This is a genomic window from Pedobacter aquatilis (genome assembly GCF_030409415.1).
Classification (GTDB): domain Bacteria; phylum Bacteroidota; class Bacteroidia; order Sphingobacteriales; family Sphingobacteriaceae; genus Pedobacter; species Pedobacter aquatilis.
Map to the genome: position 1 here is coordinate 62,751 of NZ_JAUFPW010000009.1, position 19,504 is coordinate 82,254.

Genomic DNA, 19,504 nt, shown 5'->3' on the forward strand with positions numbered 1-19,504 from the left:
TGTTTATTCTTTTATAAAATGAAATTTCAGTTACGCAAAAACTGTACCTCTAATTTAAATTCATATTTCACATAGTGATTTAAATAATCAGAAGTACATAAGTTTAATTTTTCAAAACCATTATTTTTGCAGGGATGTGTGAGCAGAACATTTATTAATTTTGCTTAAAACAAAAGCTCCGAAGAAATCTGTTTAGGATTTACAACCTTTTGTAGGCATACACCTCGTAAAAAATTAAAATATTGGAAAACCCAGGTAAACTTTATTTAGCAGATCAGCGTGGATTAATAGAAAATTCGAGCTTAAAAAGGCATTGTACATTCAATTTCGAACGTTTTTTTAATGAACACAAAGCGGCATTTAAAAATTTATTTATATGTAATGATGATTTTATTGCTCCAGGAAAACTCAATTTTTATTTAGCCAAAGAAAACTCGCTTCATTTATTTATCCCAATTGCAGGAAGCATTAATATGGTTGCTAAAAACAAAGAATTTTTTGTTGAAACCAAACAAGTCCAGTTGCTGAGTTTAGAGAAAGGTGAGGTTTTAGAAATAAGTAATTCCCATAAAGACGAAGTTGTAAATTACCTTCATTTGGCGATGGTTAATGATGATTTTATATTTTTTAAAGACCAGCTTTTTTCATTCGATTTGGAAAACAATAAAAACAAAATGGTAGATGTAATTGCAAATTATAGATATCCGTTTAAGCTCAGTACAGGCCTTTTTAAAAAGGGAGAGGAAGTAGTTTATAAATTACACGAAAGGACAAATAGTTTATTCAGCTTTACTGTTAGTGGTTCTTTTCAAATAGAAGGGCGAATGACGAACGCCCGTGATGGCATTGCTTTATGGGACACGGAAAGCATTAATATAAAAGCGCTTGATAACGATGCATTTATTTTGACCATAGAATTATTTGCGTAAAGGTACGGTGGGTTTTGCGTTAGGGATTGTAAGGGTTTAGTACCGTTTTTCACGGTACCGAAGCGCAGCGTAGCCCTGAAAAGCCCGGCCCATTCCCGATTTTTCATCGGGATGGGAAACGCCCAAATAATTTTATTTATTTTTTAGGTCGAAACGGTTTATGAGGACACAGACTTTGGAGTTAATTACGTCATTGCGAGGCACGAAATCTATAACTCACGTAATCAATTACTTAAAGACCACTTCGGTAGCGCCATAACCAAACTTTTCTTTCCTTGCATCCATATAAGTTTTGATGTGTGGATTTTTACTAATCAGTTTATGGATTTTATCTCGAAGGGTTCCGTTGCCAATGCCGTGTATGAAAATCATTTTATCAAAATGATGAACAATAGCTGCATCTAATGCATTTTGAAAATGTGATAATTGAATTTGTAGGATTTCATCTGTTTCTAAAAAATGATGATCGTCTCTAAGCTTTTCGATGTGTAAGTCGATTTCTTTATCAGGTGCATCAACCGTACGTTTTTCTGATGGAGATTTGAAAAAACTTTCCTTCAATTTCTGTGGATCGATATTTACTGAAGCCAACTCATCTAACCGAACCAACCAACCTTTTTGCTTTAGGTTAGGTAGTTCCTTTTGTACTGAGCTGAAATCCTTTGCTCTGAATTTTTTACTCACCACCAATGGCGCTAATGGCTTAACATCAGCTTTGCTGAATACTAAAAACTGAAAGGTAAATTCAGGCCAGATATCTAATTCGGACAAAGAAGCAGAATGTACCAATACAGACTGGAAACTTTGAATGATGCCATGGTAAATACCATTATATTTCTCCTTTCTCTCAGTAGTTAAGCTAACCAGTAAAGTATTCGGAGATTGATTTTGCAGGTAAAAATGAACCACGCTTCCGGCTCTTCCATCAGCCGCCACCGCAACATAAATTCCGTTTTCAATTTTATGAATAGATGGAGCATTAACCTGAATAGGTTTTGGCGCATCTTGTTCTTCAGCAACTTTGCCATGACCATGAACTGAAGTTAGATTGCTAATGGCTACCGGAATTTCAAATCCATCCTCATCGGTTACCCCTAAAGTTTGTGCATCAATTATTTTCGTAACATAACCCTCACGTTTTTCATCAACAAAACGTACAAAATCACCAAGATTAAACTTCATATTAAGATATTTCTGACATCAATCATCCTTTTAAAACAGATGATTTAAGCAAAAGTACCTAATTTTTAGTTTAAGAAACGATTAGCATATTTCTCACTTGTTGTAATTCTCCGTTTTGAAGTCGGGCATAATAAATCCCAGGTGCATAACGCTGGTTTTCGAAAGTTATATTGTACGTGCCTTCGTCTTTAACGGCATCTACAACGGTAGCCATTAATTTGCCCATGGTATTAAATACCTGTATTAAAACATGCCCGCCTTTTGAAGTATATTTTATGGTTGTGTTTGTAGTAAATGGATTTGGATAGTTGCTGATTAAACTTTCGCCGCTTAATCGGTTGGTTTGCGCCAAACTGGTCGACATACAATTTGTACCAGGTTGAATAAGTGGCAACGGCTGAAAATCCTTCAACATCACATTTGATAAAGTTGCTTTATCAACGCAAAACCATTTCTCTAATAAAGTTGCATATACTGAACGAAAATCATACTGCATAGGGATGTTATCATTTACAGATGTGGTTGCTGATATGGTTGGATTTTTACCCAAAACGCCACCCTGAATGGCATCACCGAAAACAATTAATGGTGCTGCTGCACCATGATCGGTTCCGTTACTTGCATTTGATTTTATCCTTCTGCCAAATTCTGAAAAAGTCATTCCGGCAACTCTTTTTGAAGCACCCAAACCTTTCAAATCATCCATAAAAGCTTTAATAGCATCACTAACCCTCTGCAATAAAACGGCATGTGTTCCGGTTTCTGTTGAGCCAGTGTTTACTTGTGCGGCATGTGTATCAAAAGATCCAATGTTTACCATATACAAGCGGGTTTTTAAACCTCCGGCCACCAATCTCGCTACAACTTTAAGCTGATCGGCAAGTGAATTGTTTGTTGGATAAGTGCCTTGCTTGGTTACTTTACCCGCAGCAGTTTTAATTACCGAAGCGTATTGCTGTGTTTGCTGCGAAACCTGACGAATATAAGTTAACTCTTTACCTGCATTTGAGTTTGGCGCAGGCGATTGAATACCATTAATTAAGTTGTAGAAATTTACAGGATCGGAAATCGCCATACCCATATTAACCGAAGGACCTTGAAAGGCAGGAGAAATAAAAGACCCAATTTGAATAGCTAAAGGATCGGGCATGACCGTATTTGGATATCCTATAGGAAAATTTGTGTATTCTTCGCTTAGATATCTTCCTGCCCAACCACTTTCTATGGTTTGGTCAGAATCTGACGCTGAAAGCCAAATATCAGTCGCCCTAAAGTGACTAAAATTAGGTTGAGGATAACCGACAGATTGAATGACCTGAACCTTTCCATCATCATACAAGCCAGCCAAACCCGACATTGAAGGATGGATACCAGTATTGTAGCCTGAAAGTTTAATAATTTTATTTTTTGGAAGGATAATATTCGGGCGGGCCAAAGTCAGGTTATCATACTGATCTAATGGAAGAATCATATTCAAACCATCGTTACCTCCATTTAATTGAATAATAACCAAAACATGATCAGTTTCTTGGTTGGCTGCTGTGATTGCTGATAATAAACTTGAAGCACCGAATGCTTTTAACGAAAACCCTCCTATTAAAGATGGAAGCACTACACCTGCAGGCATTGCCTTTTTTAAAAATTCCCGCCTTTTCATGATAGCTGATACTCTTCAAGATTCATAATATATTTATAAAATTCCTGTAAACGGGTTTGAACAATTGCAGTTTTTGCAGTTGTTGGCGCTGCCTTATAATCAAGCCAGGCCGTAGTCCAATAAGTATCAGTAACCTGATTACTGAGCAAAATGCTCTTTAAAAACTTCTTCACATCTGCACTAACATCAATAGTATATAAATGTGCCAAAGCTTCCTCTAACAGAACATTTGGGTCTTCGGGCTTGCTAAATTTTGCAGTATAAGCAATTGGGTCGATAACTATCTTTTTACCGTTTCGGGTATAGCCAGAGCTGATAAACCTATCTGTAAAAACATTTCGTTTTGGCAAAGTATCCGAATTTATCCAAAGCTCATAAAATTGAGGAACCTGATAATATGCAGGCCAGCCAGAAACATTCGGTGGATCGGCTAAATTTTGCTGAAGATTTGAAGCCGTACTGCGTAAATAATCACTCATGTAATAAACGTTCACATAATCGCTGGCATCCGGAAAAACGATTTCAAATTCTCTAGCCAAACCAACAACAAAATCTACCGGAGCTTTGATGTTGCAAGAACGATTTTGAGCTAAAAAGAAATGATTGCTAGTGAACAAAACCTTTAGCACAGGTTTGATTTCGTAATTGGCATTTCTAAATATTTCAGCAAGCGGCGTAATGAAGTTCGATTCCACATCAGCGGTAATATCGTAATAAATAAAAAATCGGTAAAGCCTTCTGCAAAGGTATTTGCTCACCTCAACTTGTGCAAAAATCATATCAAGCAAGTCATCCACTTCTTTCGCTCCATCTGCTCCGGCTCTACCTTTAATCAACTTATTTCCATAAAATGATGAAAATTGTTTATCGGTAACATCGTGTCTATTTGCATTGAAAACCGAAACAATATTTGTACCATCGAGTGTATAACCAGTTAATAATCGGGCGGCGGCCTTAACATCAGCTTCGGTGTATTTAGAATCTGGTCCTTTGCCTAATGTGAAAAGTTCCTGCAATTCCCTTGCATAATTTTCATCAGGAGCCGTTCGGGTACTGGCGTACCCATTCAGGTACCTAACCATTGCCGGGTCAATTGTAACTTGCTTTGTTAGCGTTTTAAAGTTGCCTAATGCTGAGCTTCGAAGTAAAGCGTTGTGTTTATAGATATATCTTGCATCATCAACAGTATCGGCTTCTGTTGCAAAATGATTATGCCAAAACAAAGTTAATTTTTCCCTTATAGAAACCGGTTGATTAAGCATTTGCGTAACCCACCAGGATTTAAAAGAGGCAACCCTCCGGCTATTTGCAGTACCATCTGTATAAGGTGCATTAACCCAGGTTTGCCCCGCCAATACGTTTGCATCAGTATAATTAGTATCGTTATAATTGTTTACCGGCGGATTTGGAAGTGGCAAATCCCTCAATAGAAAATCCACAACCTGTGAAACAGACTGACCAGCAAAAGTTGCCAAATCACTTCTTTTAACTCCGAATAATGTGCGTTTTAGTAGATGATTTAGTTCTTTTGCTCCAAAATTTCCTGCGTAAATGTCTATCGCCATAAAAATTATTTTGAAACAAAATAAAATTAAGTGATAAAACGCTGATTTTCAATTTTTTTACACGAAATGTCAAAATTTAGTTACCAAAATAATATTTACCAACGGATAAGCGCACTTGCCCAGGTAAAACCAGAACCAAAAGCTGCTAAACAAACTAAATCGCCATCTTTTATTTTTCCTTCTTCCCAGGCTTCGCAAAGCGCAATCGGTACAGATGCTGCCGTTGTGTTTCCATATTTTTGAATATTATTGAAAACCTGATCGTTTCTCAAACCTAATAATTGTTGAACATATTGGCTTATGCGTAAATTTGCCTGGTGCGGCACCAGCATATCGATATCTTTTTCCGTTAAATTATTTGCTGCCAATGCCTCTTTTATCACCTCCGGAAATTTAACAACGGCCTTTTTAAAAACTGAAGGCCCATCCATGTATGGTAAAGCTGCTCCACTTTCTAAAATTTCTGGGGTCATGAACAAACCACCCAACTCCTGCTCTGGAAAAGCAGGTTTATCTTTCATCCATTTATTAGCGTGAGAGCCTGGATAATACATTGCCAAAATTTCAGCATCGGCGCCATCGCTGTGTAAATGCGTACTTAAAATTCCTTTACCTTTTTCGTCTGTTGGCTGGAGCACAACTGCTCCTGCCCCATCGCCAAAAATTACCGAAACATTCCGGCTTCGGGTTTCAAAATCCATAGCAAAGGAATGTTTTTCGCTACCGACAACCAAAACATTTTTATACATACCCGTTTTTACAAACTGATCGGCTACCGAAAGTGCATAAACAAACCCCGAACATTGGTTACGAATATCTAAGGCACCAATTTCGCCCATGCCCATTTCTCGTTGTAGTAAAACGCCACAACCAGGAAAATAATAATCAGGACTTAGTGTTGCGAAAACGATAAAATCTACATCTTTTGCAGTAATTCCTGCTCGCTCCAACGCGATTTTCGAAGCTTCGATGCCCATTGTGGTGGTCGTTTCTTCGTTTCTATCTGCAAAGCGACGTTCTTTAATACCAGTTCTTTCTTGAATCCATTCATCGCTGGTTTCCATAAAACGGCTCAAATCATTATTGGTATATACATTTTTAGGAACGTAGTAACCTATTCCTGCAATTTTAGACTGATGCATACGATTATATTTTTGTTAGTAAATGTATTAAAACTAGTGGAAGATGGATGATGTTAAATGGAAGTAAAATGGAAAACTTAGAATGCAAAATGTGACAAAACATCTTAATTCTTTGATTCAAACCATCATCCATTATACATTTTACCTCTTCCCATAAAAGTATAATATCTTCCATAAAAATAGTTATTTTTGCGCCATGTCTACAGAAACAAAAGAAGAGACCTTTACGCTCGAAGAAATTTTAACTTCCTTAAAAACTGTACATCGTTTAATTTTATGGAATGATGATGTAAATACTTTCGACCATGTAATTTATTGCATGATGAAATATTTAGACTATAACGAAGCGCAAGCTGAAAAAATTGCGTGGAAAGTGCACAATGATGGTAAATGCCCGGTTTTAGAAGGTTCTTTTACAGAAATGGAAGTTTATAGAAAAATTTTGCAGCAAGAGGGTTTGACTGTTTCTGTTGATTAGGTACGCCAAACCGAATATCGACGCGTAAAATATAAAGTCTTTGATTTCAACCAAAAAATGAAAAATATCGACAAATTAAGTATAGAAAATGCTTTCCGTTTATTTGAGAGTGGAGACATTGCTAATATAGAAGTTGGCACCACTAAAGGGTTACAGCAGATACACAAATACTTATTTATTGATTTATATGATTTTGCAGGAAAAATCAGGACATTAAATATTTCTAAAGGAGGTTTTAGATTTGCAACAGCCTTATATCTAAATGAGATTTTGGCAAAAATAGAACAAATGCCTGAAAACAGTTTCGAAGAAATTATAGCCAAATACGTAGAAATGAACATTGCACATCCTTTTATGGAAGGAAATGGTAGAACGATGCGGATTTGGTTAGATATGATTCTAAAACAAAACCTTCAAAGATTAGTAGATTGGCAATTTATAGATAAAACGCTCTATCTACAAGCTATGGAACGTAGCCCAATTAATGATTTGGAATTGAGAACGCTTCTTATTGCTAATTTAACGGAAAAAATTGACAGCCGGGACGTTATTATGAAAGGTATTGAACAATCATATTATTACGAAGGCTACAAAAAAGAAGATTGAATTCTCTAATATCTAACTTTCCAACCCTTTTAAAACTTCCAGTAATTCAGCCTGCGTACTTAAGGTTTTATCTTTTGCGTACCAGCTATGAAGCCTTTCTGCTAAAATCGTCATTTCAGTAGTTTCTTCTCTCCATTCCTTTAAAAGCCCTTGCAAAACCTGCGGACGTGGTGCCCAAGTTGCTAAAACTTCATCAGCGTTTTCATTCAGAATAATTAAAACCGGAATTGCCCTGCCGCCATTTGTTAAATGAGCATCTATTAATGGCAGATTTTTATCACGCAATACAAATTTTAAATCTATTTTACCTAAAGATGCAGCCGCAATTTTGTTAAATACAGGAACAATTTGTGCAGCATCACCACACCAACCTTCGGTAATAACTAAAAACTTATAATTAGCATTTAAGTTTGCAATAACGGTGGTCAAGGCATCGGTTAAACTAGCGGTTTTATCTACGCGGCTCATCCTTTGCACATTCATTTTTGTATAGTGCAAATCGTACGAGACATCACCCGTCGCTTTTCCTTCTAATAAAAGTTGGTCTACCAATGCTCTATAAATTTGATAGTCCATGCCTTGCTGGTCGAAAATTTCGCTGTAGTTAACCATGTTGTTTCATAATTTTATGCGGCAAAGGAAAGTAGAAATTAGCATAAGTTAATCATTGCTTTGCAAGAAATTTTGAGTAATTAAGTATTGAATTTTAAGAATCATATGGTATTTTCAATTTTTGTCTTAGCCAGACAGGCTCTTTTCTTTTGGTAACAAAAGAAACAAAATTGCCGGCTGAAAATTTTTGTACTTAAGTTTGTACTTTGGCTTGGACAGAATATTCCTAAAAATTTGTTAGGCCGGATTTAAGTAAAACGGAAATACTGTGATAAGGCCTTAAAAAAATCACAAAACAAATCCTGCCCTTCAATCTAAGCCTCCATCAACTTACTTACATGTTGTGTTAGCGCCACAAAATCAACAACGGTTAATTGTTCGGCACGTTTCTCGAAATAAATATGGTCATCCATTTTATCTTTTGGCATTACTGCCGATACCGCATTACGCAAAGTTTTTCTACGTTGATTAAAACCAGCCTTAACCACACGCCAGAATAATTTTTCATCGCAATCCAAGGTTTCAACTTCATTTCTGGTTAGGCGAATAACAGCCGAATGCACTTTTGGAGGTGGATTAAATGTTCCGGGTTTTACAGTAAAAAGGTATTCAATTTTATAGTAAGCCTGAAGAAAAACACTCAAAATACCATAATCTTTTGTTCCTGCCGGAGAAGCACAACGCTGCGCAACTTCTTTTTGAAACATGCCCACCATTTCTACAACCTTATGCCGATTATCTAAAATTTTAAATAATATCTGTGAAGAAATATTGTAAGGGAAATTACCAATTATGGCAAATTGATTTGGGAAAATATCATCAAAATTTAGTTTTAAAAAATCGCCATTTATTAGCCTATCACCCAATTGTGGGTATTTTTCGTTTAAAAAATGATAGGATTCCGTATCAATATCGATAAGGTAGGTTTGCAAATCCTGACGCTGAAGCAAAAAATCAGATAAAATCCCCATTCCCGGACCAACTTCTAAAACCTGATTATATTTGTCAGTATTAACCAAACTTTCTACAATGCGGTTTGCAATGCCTTTATCAGTTAAAAAATGCTGACCTAAATGTTTTTTTGCTTTTACTAAACTCATTACAATAATTTCGTTTGCCAGAGAAACACGTTCCAAAATACTAAAAGCATTTCAATCAATACTCCGTGTATTCTGTGTTTCAGTGGCGAGATATTTTCTACAAAATAACTAATTTTTATTCGGTAAGCCCCTGTTTAAACGAAAATCAGTATTTTGCGCTAAAATTTTCCATTAATTATGAGCGATAAACTTAAAATAGGCATTAGTATAGGCGACGTGAACGGTATAGGTTTAGAGGTAATTATCAAAACATTATCTAATCCCGCTATTTTAAATTACTGCACACCAATAGTTTATGGCCATACAAAGGTTTCATCTTTTCATAGAAAGGCGAATAACCTTGGAGAATTTAGTTTTAACGTAATTAACCACGCAAATCAAGGGCAAGCAAAAAAAGCGAATATGATTAATTGCTGGGAAGAAGATGTTAAAATAGAACTTGGTCAGGTAACCGAAATTGGTGGAAAATATGCCCTTTTATCGTTGGAAAGAGCAACTGCAGATTTAGTAAACGGCGATATCGATGCCTTAGTAACCGCACCAATTAATAAACACAATATACAATCAGATACCTTTGCTTTTCCGGGTCATACCGAATATCTGCAAGAAAAAAGCGGCAGTAAAGATGTGCTGATGTTTTTAATTAGCGAAGGTTTGCGTGTTGGCGTTGTTACCGGACATATCCCTGTGGCGGCTGTACCAACGGCAATTACAAAAGAGAAAATTATCAACAAAATCCGTTTAATAAACGATAGCTTGAAAAAGGATTTCTGGATTGAAAAACCAAAAATTGCGGTTTTAGGTTTGAATCCCCATGCCAGTGATAATGGCTTGCTTGGTACTGAAGAAGCTGAAATTATTACACCTGCAATTGAGGAAGCCTATAGCAAAGGCGTTATGGTTTTCGGGCCATACCCTGCTGATGGTTTCTTCGGAAATGGCAGTTATAAACAATTTGATGCGGTTTTAGCCATGTACCACGACCAGGGTTTAATTCCTTTCAAAACTTTGGCTTTCCACAATGGTGTTAATTATACAGCGGGTTTAAATTTCGTTCGCACCTCTCCCGACCACGGCACAGGTTATGATATTGCAGGTAAAAATCTTGCAGATTCTACTTCATTTACTGAAGCATTATTTTCGGCAATCCACATTGTTAAAAAACGCAGGGAGCAAGAAGAAATGCTGAGCAACCAACTCAGAACGGGCGGCAAAATTGTCGAAAATCAGTTCGATATTAAAGATGATGCTTCTTAAAGCCAATTAAAGTTTTATTTTTTTTTAGAAAAGCAGTTTCAGTTTTTCATCGGTTCTGATAGTCCTGCTATTCGTTGCAATCTTTTTTAAACTCCTGCCATTTCTCCCGTTTTCGTCATTGCGAGGAGGAACGACGTGGCAATCTTTCTCGTAATAGCAAAAAAAAATATTTCCACTTCTATCAGGTTTATTTTAGTTAAAATTGTGCAACAGACAAAAAATGAGCGGCACTAAAAAAATACTCCCAATAATCGTAATATCTCAATTCCTCTGCACTTCACTATGGTTTGCGGGCAATGCTGTTCTACTAGATATTATTAAAAACTTCCCGACAGAATTAAACCTTTTAGCCAACCTTACAAGCATGGTACAACTGGGTTTCATCACCGGAACTTTAGTTTTTGCAGTGTTCGCCATATCCGATATTTTTTCACCATCCAAAGTGTTTTTTATTTGCGGCATTGCAGCAGCCTTATTCAATTTAGGCGTGAGTTTACCAATATCAGATGCAAACCTTTTGCTGTTATTTCGCTTTTTAACAGGCTTTATGCTTGCTGGGATTTACCCGGTAGGAATGAAAATTGCCGCTGATTACTATAAAGATGGCTTAGGGAAATCATTAGGTTTTTTAGTTGGTGCATTGGTTTTAGGCACCGCATTTCCACATTTATTAAAAACATTTACAACCGATTTTGCCTGGCAATATGTTATTTACGCTACCTCATTTCTATCATTAATTGGAGCTGCTTGCGTTTTCATTTTCGTTCCAAATGGGCCTTTCAGGGTCGCCAGACAAAAATTTAATTTTAAAGCCAGTTTTAGCGGATTTAAAGACGCAGATTTCCGTTCAGCAGCTTTCGGTTATTTTGGGCACATGTGGGAGTTGTACACTTTCTGGGCCTTTTTACCGGGCTTGCTTTTACTTTACAACAATATGCACCAAAACTCATCTTTAAATATCTCACTTTTCGCGTTTCTAATTATCGCATCAGGCAGTTTATCCTGCATGGTTGGCGGCATACTTTCTCAAAAATTTGGGGCTAAAAATATTGCAACAATTGCACTATCCATATCTGGAATATGTTGCTTGCTTTCTCCAATATTTTTGTTTTCCGGTTCGGTTTATATTTTTTTGATATTTCTCTTTATATGGGGTTTGGCAGGTACTGCAGATTCGCCTTTATTTTCATCATTAGTTGCTAAAAACGCTCCCGAATCATTAAAGGGTACGTCGTTAACCATTGTAAACTGTGTAGGTTTCGCCATTACCATAATCAGCATTCAAATTATTAATATCCTATCAAAAGAAATGAATTCGCATTATCTTTATATGGTTTTAGCAATCGGACCAATATTGGGCATTTATGCTTTAATTAAAAAATAATAAATTAATTCTATGAGTAAACTTCTTCCAATTATAAAACTCGAAGATTTAACCTGGTTAAATTTTGATGAAGAAATTGTGATTCTGGATGCCAGTGCTGGCTCAAAATCCAGATATGAAAATGAGCATTTATCTGGTGCGCTTTTCGTTGATGTAAACGAAGATTTAGCTAGCATTGATGATTTTGCAAAAGGCGGCAGACATCCTCTACCCAACCTTGAAGAGTTTGCGCAGGTTTTACAAAAACTTGGAATTACTAAACATAGCCATGTAATTGTTTATGACGATAAAAACGGTGGAAATGCCGCCGCAAGACTATGGTGGATGTTAAAATCAATCGGGCATGAAAAAGTGCAGGTGATAGATGGGGGTTACCAGGCGGCAATAAAATCGGGTTTCCCTACAACAGACAAAATAGAAATACCAAAATCTGTTGAAAAGTACGAAGTTGGAAATTGGAGCTTACCATTAGCTAATATCGACGAAATAGAAAAAGTATCGAAAATGAATGATTTTATTGTGATTGATGTTCGCGATGCCAATCGGTTTGCGGGCTTAACTGAACCAATAGATAAGATTGCCGGACATATTCCCGGCGCCACAAACATTCCTTTTACAGAGAACTTAGATGCCGATGGTAGATTTTTATCTCCAGAAATTTTAAGGGAAAAATATACCGAAGCGTTAGCAAAAGTAAAACCCGAAAATGTGGTTGTGCATTGTGGTTCGGGTATTACAGCTTGCCACACGCTTTTAGCTATGGATTATGCCGGGTTGCAAATTCCGAAGCTTTATGTTGGCTCGTGGAGTGAGTGGAGCAGAAATAATAAGGAAATGATTCTGGCTAAGGATTAATACTGTCTTATATAAGTTGAGGTTATTTAAACCCTTATTTCTGTAGTTTATGCATATTAAACTTTAAAATAAGCACAACAATTTATATTAGCAGATACAACTCCCCTCCTAATTTAGGAGGGGCAAGGGGTGGTTAAACCTTGATAAGAATTTCTGAAGAAGTTATTTAAACCCGATTGCTGTGGAAATACTTTTGGCTTACCAAACTTAAGAAGCCTGGAAGTAGGCCTGGAAGATACTTCGTAAGTTGCGCCAAAAGATTGAAACGAAAAGCGGGACTGAAGTAACCGATAAGCAATAAAACTGATTTTCGTAAAATTATATTCTTCGCTATCTGTGCGCTCAAGAACAACAATTTTTTAAAAAACATTTTTTATCTAACTATTTTATCCCTACATTTGCAGGCTAAAATTTTACAGTACTTTGAACCCGCTAAAACAATTTTCTGTACCGTTTACCGGATTAAAATTGGGAAGCCATCATTTTGATTATGAGCTTGATGACACCTTTTTTGGCGCATTTGAGTACTCAATGATTAAAACTGGAAACTTAAAAGTTGACCTGGAACTTGATAAACAAGAAACCATGTTGATTTTAAAATTTAAAGTTTTAGGTACTGTTAATTTAGATTGCGATAAATGCTTGTCGGAATTTGCTTTACCGATTAATTTGTACGAAAGACAAATTGTAAAGTTTGAAGAAGATGAATTGGAAAGCGATGACGAAGAAATTGTTTCGTTAAGCAGAAAAGAAACATCTGTTGATATATCGAAACCGTTGTACGAAATGATAAACGTTGCGGTGCCATATATTAAAAACTGCGAACAAGGTGGTAAGGATTGCGACCAGGAAATGATAGATAGATTGGAAAACCTTTCTATTGAAAAGCAGAACGAAGAAAAAGAACAAAATAGCGACCCACGTTGGGAAGCACTTAATAAGTTAAAAAAATAATTAGATTATACACCAATGGCACATCCAAAACGGAAAATCTCGAAACAGAGAAAAAATAAAAGAAGAACGCACTATAAAGCTGAGCTTCCTTCTTTAGCAACTTGCGCAACTACAGGTGCTATCCACGTACCTCACCGTGCATATAACGTTGATGGTAACCTATACTATAACGGTAAATTGGTTATCGAAAATACTCAAATCGGGTAATTTTCTTAAAAAATTGTTTGTGTTTTCAGCGGCTTTAGTCATACCTTAGTCAACTGAAACATTCAGGATTTACCTGACTAACACAAACAGATTTTTTCTATGAAAATAGGCCTCGACATAATGGGCGGAGACTATGCTCCCAAAGCAATTGTTTTGGGAGCAATAGCAGCTCATCAATCGCTAAACGCAGGAGAACATCTTGTTCTTATCGGCGATACCGAACAGATTAAACTAATTCTTGCAGAAGAAGGCTTTAATCCAGATCATTTTGAATACGTTCATACTGATGAAGTTATTGGTATGGGCGAACATCCCACAAAAGCAATTGTTCAGAAACCAAACTCGAGCATAGCAGTTGGTTTTAACCTTTTAAAGGAGGGCAAAATCGATTCATTTGCGAGTGCAGGTAATTCTGGTGCTATGCTGGTTGGCGCAGTTTTTAGCGTTAAAACCATCCCGGGCATTATTCGCCCATGCTTATGCACAATCCTTCCAAAAATTAAAGGCGGCACAGGTTTATTATTAGACGTTGGTGCAAATGCCGATTGCAAACCCGACATTTTACTTCAATTTGGTGCTTTAGGTAGTTTATATGCAGAGAACTTACTGCAAATAGATAACCCAAAAGTGGCTTTAATGAATATTGGCGAAGAAGATGAAAAAGGCAATATGCTAAGCATGGCTACTTTTCCGTTAATGAAAGATACCAACTTATTTAATTTCGTGGGCAATGTTGAAGGAAGAGATTTATTCAATGATAAAGCTGATGTAATTGTTTGCGACGGTTTTACTGGAAATGTAATGCTTAAATTAGCAGAATCATTTTATGTAATGACAGTTAAAAAAGGATTAAAAGATGAATTTTTTGATCGTTTTAATTACGAACAATATGGCGGAAGTCCGGTTCTGGGGGTTAATGCACCTGTAGTTATTGGTCATGGGATTTCGAGCCCATTGGCTGTTAAAAACATGGTACTTCAATCAAGAGAAATGATTACGACTGGTTTAGTAGAAAAAATTAGAACAGCATTTAAATAAATTTTTAAATTTTTTAAAATGAGTAAAATTCACGCTGCTATAACGGCAGTTAATGGTTATGTTCCTGATTATGTGCTTACAAATGCAGAGTTGGAAACCATGGTTGATACTTCGGATGAATGGATAACCAGCAGAACAGGAATTAAAGAACGTAGAATTTTAAAAGGTGAAGGTTTGGGCACATCAGATATGGCAGTTCATGCTGTAAATGGTTTGCTTAAAAAACGCGGTATTGATGCAAAGGAAATTGAGTTAATTATTTTTTGCACCACTACTCCGGATTTTACTTTCCCGGCTACAGCAAACGTTTTAGCAGATAAAATTGGTGCAACCAATGCCTGGGGTTATGATTTACAAGCCGCTTGTTCTGGCTTTATCTTCGGTTTATCTACAGGTGCTTCTTTTATCGAATCTGGCAGACATAAAAAAGTTCTAGTGGTTGGTGGAGATAAAATGTCTTCTATCATTAACTATGAAGACCGTACAACTTGTATCATTTTTGGTGATGGTTGTGGATGTGCCTTGCTGGAACCAAATGAGGAAGGCTTCGGCGTTCAAGATTCTATTTTAAGGACAGATGGTTCGGGCAGAGATTTCTTAGGCATGAAAGCAGGTGGCTCAGTAAAACCAGCTACCCACGAAAGTGTTGATGCTAGAGAACATTTTGCACATCAAGAAGGACCAACAGTATTTAAATTTGCAGTAACTAATATGGCAGATGTTGCTGCCGAAATTATGGAGCGTAATAACCTAACATCTGATGATGTAGCTTGGTTAGTACCCCATCAAGCAAACAAACGTATTATTGATGCTACGGCAAACCGCATGGGTGTAAGCACCGAAAAGGTGATGATTAACATTGAACGTTATGGTAATACAACAAATGGAACTATTCCTTTATGTTTATGGGAATGGGAAAGCAAACTAAAAAAAGGCGATAATATTGTACTCGCAGCTTTTGGTGGTGGTTTTACATGGGGTTCTATTTACCTTAAATGGGCTTACGACACTGAATAGGAACTTGGAAATAATGAATGGATAATAAGTAGATGCTTAATAAAGAATTTCTATTTCATATTGCCCTCGCATCTATTTTCTTTATAAATAAAACAAAAAAAGTATAACTTAGTTAATTCAATAACACTATTTTTTACAATAAAAGCTTAAAAAATGGATATCAAACAAATACAGGAACTTATTAAATTTGTTTCTCGTTCTGGTGTAAATGAAGTTGCAATCGAGCAAGAAAACTTCAAAATTACAATTAAGACCAACCAAACACCTACAGTAGTGCACGCAACTGTACCACAAGCACCGCTTGTACAGGCAGCGGCTCCGGTTGCAACGGCTCCAACTGCACCAGTTGCAGCAACACCTGTTGTTCCGGTAGCAGAAGACACTTCAAAATACATTACCATTAAATCTCCAATGATTGGTACATTCTACCGTTCATCAAGCCCGGAAAAACCTATGTTTGTTAACGTTGGTGATGAAATTGGTACTGGTAAAGTGGTTTGTATTATCGAAGCGATGAAACTTTTTAACGAAATTGAAAGTGAAGTTTCTGGTCGCATTGTTAAAATCTTAGTAGATAATGCTTCTCCGGTTGAATATGATCAACCATTATTTTTAGTAGAACCTATTTAATTAGCGAATTAATCAATTAGCTGGTTTAAGCCTCGATTTGTGTCTCCACGAATCGTATAACACATAATGGTTCGTGGAGACACTAACCATGGCATTTAAACGAAAAAATTATGTTTAAAAAAATACTTATTGCCAACAGGGGCGAAATCGCTTTGCGTATTATCCGTACCTGTAAGGAAATGGGCATCAAAACGGTTGCTGTTTATTCTACTGCTGATAGAGAGAGTTTACATGTGCGTTTTGCTGATGAGGCTGTTTGTATTGGCCCTCCACCAAGTAAAGATTCTTACTTAAATATTCCAAATATTATTTCAGCGGCAGAATTAACAAATGCCGATGCAATCCATCCGGGTTATGGCTTTTTATCTGAAAATGCTAAATTTTCGAATATTTGCCGTGAATATAACATCAAGTTTATTGGGGCAACGCCCGAGCAAATTAATGGAATGGGTGATAAAGCTTCTGCTAAAGAAACCATGAAAATTGCTGGTGTACCAACAATTCCAGGTTCTGAAGGCTTACTGAATAGCGTAAAAGAAGGTATTGCTATTGCAAACGAAATGGGCTATCCAGTTATACTTAAGGCAACTGCCGGTGGTGGTGGCCGTGGTATGCGTATAGTTTGGAAAGATGAAGATTTCGAAAACGCATGGGACAGTGCCCGTCAGGAATCTGGTGCTGCTTTTGGTAATGATGGTTTATATTTAGAAAAATATATTGAAGACCCTCGCCATATTGAAATCCAGATTATTGGCGATCAGTTTGGTAAAGCTTGCCACTTATCAGAACGTGATTGTTCAATTCAACGTCGTCACCAGAAATTGGTTGAGGAATCTCCTTCGCCATTTATGACTGAGGAACTACGTTTAAGAATGGGTGAAGCTGCAATTAAAGGTGCGCAAGCTGTAAATTATGAAGGTGCCGGTACAATCGAATTTTTGGTTGATAAACACCGCAACTTCTACTTTATGGAAATGAATACCCGTATTCAGGTAGAACACCCGGTTACTGAAGAAGTTATTGAGTTCGATTTAATTAAAGAACAAATAAAAGTTGCTGCTGGTATTCCAATCTCAGGTAAAAATTATTTCCCACGTTTGCACGCGATTGAGTGTCGTATTAATGCAGAAGACCCAGCTAATAATTTCCGTCCTTCGCCAGGAAAGATTACTAATTTTCATTCTCCCGGCGGTCATGGTGTACGTGTAGATACACATGTTTATGCAGGCTACTCTATTCCATCAAATTACGATTCAATGATTGCAAAGCTAATTTGTGTTGCGCAGACTCGTGAAGAAGCGATTTGTACAATGGAACGTGCTTTGGGAGAATTCGTTATCGAAGGTATTAAAACAACAATTCCTTTCCATTTACAATTAATGAAAGACCCTAATTTTAGAGCAGGTAATTTCACAACAAAATTTATGGAAACATTCGAATTTTCGGAATAACTGCCTAAATTTCACATTTGGCAAAAGGCTGTTCAAAATAATTTTGAACAGCCTTTTTTATTTCAAAAAAAAAGGCTGTTCAATTTTCATCCATTAAAACATTGATATTTATCAAATTAAACACATAGTTTTCAATAACTTGTAGCGTTTTTGAGCTTGCTTTCGTTTGCAATAAAAACCAACAAAACATGAAAAAATTTCTACTTAACGGATTTCTTTTAATACTCGCCCTAGTAGTATTAAGCCAGTGCAAAAAAAATGATGATAACGAATTGCAATTAATTCAAATCAGCAAAGTAATTTCAGTTGATGCGATGAGAGCGCTTCCTGTAGGATTAACTAAGGCAACCAGAGTTAAAAATCCCGGAAAAATTTATATCTACAATGATTATCTTTTCATAAACGAACCACAGAAGGGTATTCATATTTACAATAATGCTAATCCGGCTGCGCCGATAAACATGGCATTTTTACAGATACCAGGAAACGTAGATATTGCCATTCGTAATAATGTGCTTTACGCAGATAGCTATGTAGATTTATTAGCTTTCGACATTTCTTCGGTATCAAATATTAAACAAATTAAAAGATTGCCTGATGTATTTAAGCAATTTTACTGGGGAGGTTTCAGTACTCAAGGCGCTCAAAAAAATATAGTAACCTATAAAGATACTTTAGTTAGAAAGAGTACAAACAAGAGCGGCTGGGTAAATGATATATCGGCATTCTCGAATTCGGCAAACAGCAGTTCATCAGGTCAAGGCGGATCGATGGCGAGGTTTACTTTGCTAAACGATTATTTATATACGGTGGGCAATATGGATTTAAGTTTGTTCGATATAAAAACAGAAACAAATCCAAGTTTCGTTAAATCGATAATTTTAGGTTGGGGTGTTGAAACAATATTTCCTTATGAAAACAAATTATTTATTGGGACAAATACAGGTATGCATATTTTTAATGCTGCTGATGCGGCCAACCCTGTAAAATTATCGACGTATAGTCACGTTTTTGCCTGTGATCCTGTAGTGGTACAAGGAAAATATGCTTTTGTAACATTGCGCACAGGTAATTTTTGCAGACAGGCAGTTAACCAGTTAGAAGTAGTGGATATAGAAGACCCAACTAAACCAAAACAAGTTTCAGTTTTCCCCATGAAAAACCCACATGGTTTAAGTGTTAGCGGCAATAATTTATTCCTCTGCGAAGGTGAATTTGGTATAAAAAGTTTCAACATTGCCAATAAAACCGAAATTGATAAAAATATGTTGCAGTATTTAACTAATATTAAAAGTTATGATGTTATTGCCGGACCGAAGTCTTTAATTGTAACGGGTGCAGATGGTGTATATCAGTTTACTTATTTCAATCCTGTTAACATGAAGCAACTCAGTTTAATTAAAGTTGATAAATCTGCATCCATTTTTTAAATATCATTGT

At 36.4% G+C, this 19,504-nt stretch carries 19 protein-coding genes; 13 read left to right on the forward strand and 6 right to left on the reverse strand.

Going from position 1 to position 19,504, the window contains the following annotated elements; genetic code table 11:
- The first annotated feature begins 242 nt into the window (after nucleotides 1-242).
- Complete coding sequence (locus tag QWY86_RS02390) at nucleotides 243-929, forward strand: pirin family protein (protein ID WP_290238301.1); 687 nt, start codon at nucleotides 243-245, stop codon at nucleotides 927-929.
- Nucleotides 930-1,157: 228 nt separating this feature from the next.
- Here the strand turns inward: QWY86_RS02390 and QWY86_RS02395 are convergent, their stop codons facing one another.
- The 4 genes from QWY86_RS02395 to QWY86_RS02410 form a co-directional block, all read right to left on the reverse strand.
- A complete protein-coding gene (locus tag QWY86_RS02395; RefSeq protein WP_290238303.1) occupies nucleotides 1,158-2,111 on the reverse strand; it encodes a Smr/MutS family protein in 954 nt (317 codons plus the stop codon).
- 70 nt (nucleotides 2,112-2,181) lie between these two features.
- Entirely contained in the window at nucleotides 2,182-3,768 is a 1,587-nt protein-coding gene (locus QWY86_RS02400; RefSeq protein WP_290238305.1) for a DUF1501 domain-containing protein, read from the reverse strand.
- On the reverse strand, nucleotides 3,765-5,333 hold the full coding sequence (locus tag QWY86_RS02405; protein ID WP_290238307.1) for a DUF1800 domain-containing protein: 1,569 nt from the start codon (nucleotides 5,331-5,333) through the stop codon (nucleotides 3,765-3,767). The genes QWY86_RS02400 and QWY86_RS02405 overlap by 4 nt, the downstream gene beginning before the upstream one ends.
- Before the next feature lie 95 nt (nucleotides 5,334-5,428).
- Complete coding sequence (locus tag QWY86_RS02410) at nucleotides 5,429-6,475, reverse strand: 3-oxoacyl-ACP synthase III family protein (RefSeq protein WP_290238309.1); 1,047 nt, start codon at nucleotides 6,473-6,475, stop codon at nucleotides 5,429-5,431.
- A gap of 196 nt (nucleotides 6,476-6,671) precedes the next feature.
- On the opposite strand from QWY86_RS02410, the gene QWY86_RS02415 reads away from it, so the two are divergent.
- Entirely contained in the window at nucleotides 6,672-6,953 is a 282-nt protein-coding gene (locus QWY86_RS02415; protein ID WP_290238310.1) for an ATP-dependent Clp protease adaptor ClpS, read from the forward strand.
- A 57-nt stretch (nucleotides 6,954-7,010) separates the two neighbouring features.
- A complete protein-coding gene (gene fic, locus QWY86_RS02420; protein ID WP_290238312.1) occupies nucleotides 7,011-7,559 on the forward strand; it encodes a protein adenylyltransferase Fic in 549 nt (182 codons plus the stop codon).
- A 12-nt stretch (nucleotides 7,560-7,571) separates the two neighbouring features.
- On the opposite strand, the gene QWY86_RS02425 is transcribed toward fic, so the two are convergent.
- Together QWY86_RS02425 and rsmA are read right to left on the reverse strand one after the other, a co-directional pair.
- Entirely contained in the window at nucleotides 7,572-8,171 is a 600-nt protein-coding gene (locus tag QWY86_RS02425) for a thioredoxin family protein (RefSeq protein WP_290238314.1), read from the reverse strand.
- 314 nt (nucleotides 8,172-8,485) lie between these two features.
- Nucleotides 8,486-9,271: a 16S rRNA (adenine(1518)-N(6)/adenine(1519)-N(6))-dimethyltransferase RsmA gene (gene rsmA / locus QWY86_RS02430; RefSeq protein ID WP_290238317.1), complete on the reverse strand. Its 786-nt coding sequence runs from the start codon at nucleotides 9,269-9,271 to the stop codon at nucleotides 8,486-8,488.
- A 177-nt stretch (nucleotides 9,272-9,448) separates the two neighbouring features.
- Here rsmA and pdxA point away from each other — a divergent pair, with 177 nt between their 5' ends.
- The 10 genes from pdxA to QWY86_RS02480 all read left to right on the forward strand — a co-directional run bounded on the left by pdxA (nucleotide 9,449) and on the right by QWY86_RS02480 (nucleotide 19,494).
- Entirely contained in the window at nucleotides 9,449-10,528 is a 1,080-nt protein-coding gene (pdxA, locus tag QWY86_RS02435; RefSeq protein WP_290238319.1) for a 4-hydroxythreonine-4-phosphate dehydrogenase PdxA, read from the forward strand.
- Nucleotides 10,529-10,748: 220 nt separating this feature from the next.
- Nucleotides 10,749-11,912, forward strand: a complete 1,164-nt coding sequence (locus QWY86_RS02440; RefSeq protein ID WP_290238321.1) for an MFS transporter — start codon at nucleotides 10,749-10,751, stop codon at nucleotides 11,910-11,912.
- 12 nt (nucleotides 11,913-11,924) lie between these two features.
- Nucleotides 11,925-12,767 (forward strand): sulfurtransferase, encoded by an 843-nt coding sequence (locus QWY86_RS02445; protein ID WP_290238323.1) that lies wholly within the window; start codon nucleotides 11,925-11,927, stop codon nucleotides 12,765-12,767.
- Between the two features lie 423 nt (nucleotides 12,768-13,190).
- Complete coding sequence (locus tag QWY86_RS02450) at nucleotides 13,191-13,721, forward strand: YceD family protein (RefSeq protein WP_290238325.1); 531 nt, start codon at nucleotides 13,191-13,193, stop codon at nucleotides 13,719-13,721.
- A gap of 15 nt (nucleotides 13,722-13,736) precedes the next feature.
- Nucleotides 13,737-13,928 (forward strand): 50S ribosomal protein L32, encoded by a 192-nt coding sequence (gene rpmF / locus QWY86_RS02455; protein WP_231460361.1) that lies wholly within the window; start codon nucleotides 13,737-13,739, stop codon nucleotides 13,926-13,928.
- A 99-nt stretch (nucleotides 13,929-14,027) separates the two neighbouring features.
- Nucleotides 14,028-14,966, forward strand: a complete 939-nt coding sequence (plsX, locus tag QWY86_RS02460) for a phosphate acyltransferase PlsX (RefSeq protein WP_290238330.1) — start codon at nucleotides 14,028-14,030, stop codon at nucleotides 14,964-14,966.
- Between the two features lie 18 nt (nucleotides 14,967-14,984).
- Nucleotides 14,985-15,983 (forward strand): beta-ketoacyl-ACP synthase III, encoded by a 999-nt coding sequence (locus tag QWY86_RS02465; RefSeq protein WP_290238332.1) that lies wholly within the window; start codon nucleotides 14,985-14,987, stop codon nucleotides 15,981-15,983.
- A gap of 153 nt (nucleotides 15,984-16,136) precedes the next feature.
- The gene (gene accB / locus QWY86_RS02470; protein ID WP_290238334.1) at nucleotides 16,137-16,613 is read left to right on the forward strand and encodes an acetyl-CoA carboxylase biotin carboxyl carrier protein; all 477 of its coding nucleotides are present in this window, start codon (nucleotides 16,137-16,139) and stop codon (nucleotides 16,611-16,613) included.
- Nucleotides 16,614-16,723: 110 nt separating this feature from the next.
- The gene (accC, locus tag QWY86_RS02475; protein ID WP_290238336.1) at nucleotides 16,724-18,064 is read left to right on the forward strand and encodes an acetyl-CoA carboxylase biotin carboxylase subunit; all 1,341 of its coding nucleotides are present in this window, start codon (nucleotides 16,724-16,726) and stop codon (nucleotides 18,062-18,064) included.
- Between the two features lie 188 nt (nucleotides 18,065-18,252).
- On the forward strand, nucleotides 18,253-19,494 hold the full coding sequence (locus tag QWY86_RS02480; protein ID WP_290238337.1) for an LVIVD repeat-containing protein: 1,242 nt from the start codon (nucleotides 18,253-18,255) through the stop codon (nucleotides 19,492-19,494).
- The last annotated feature ends 10 nt before the right edge of the window (nucleotides 19,495-19,504 follow it).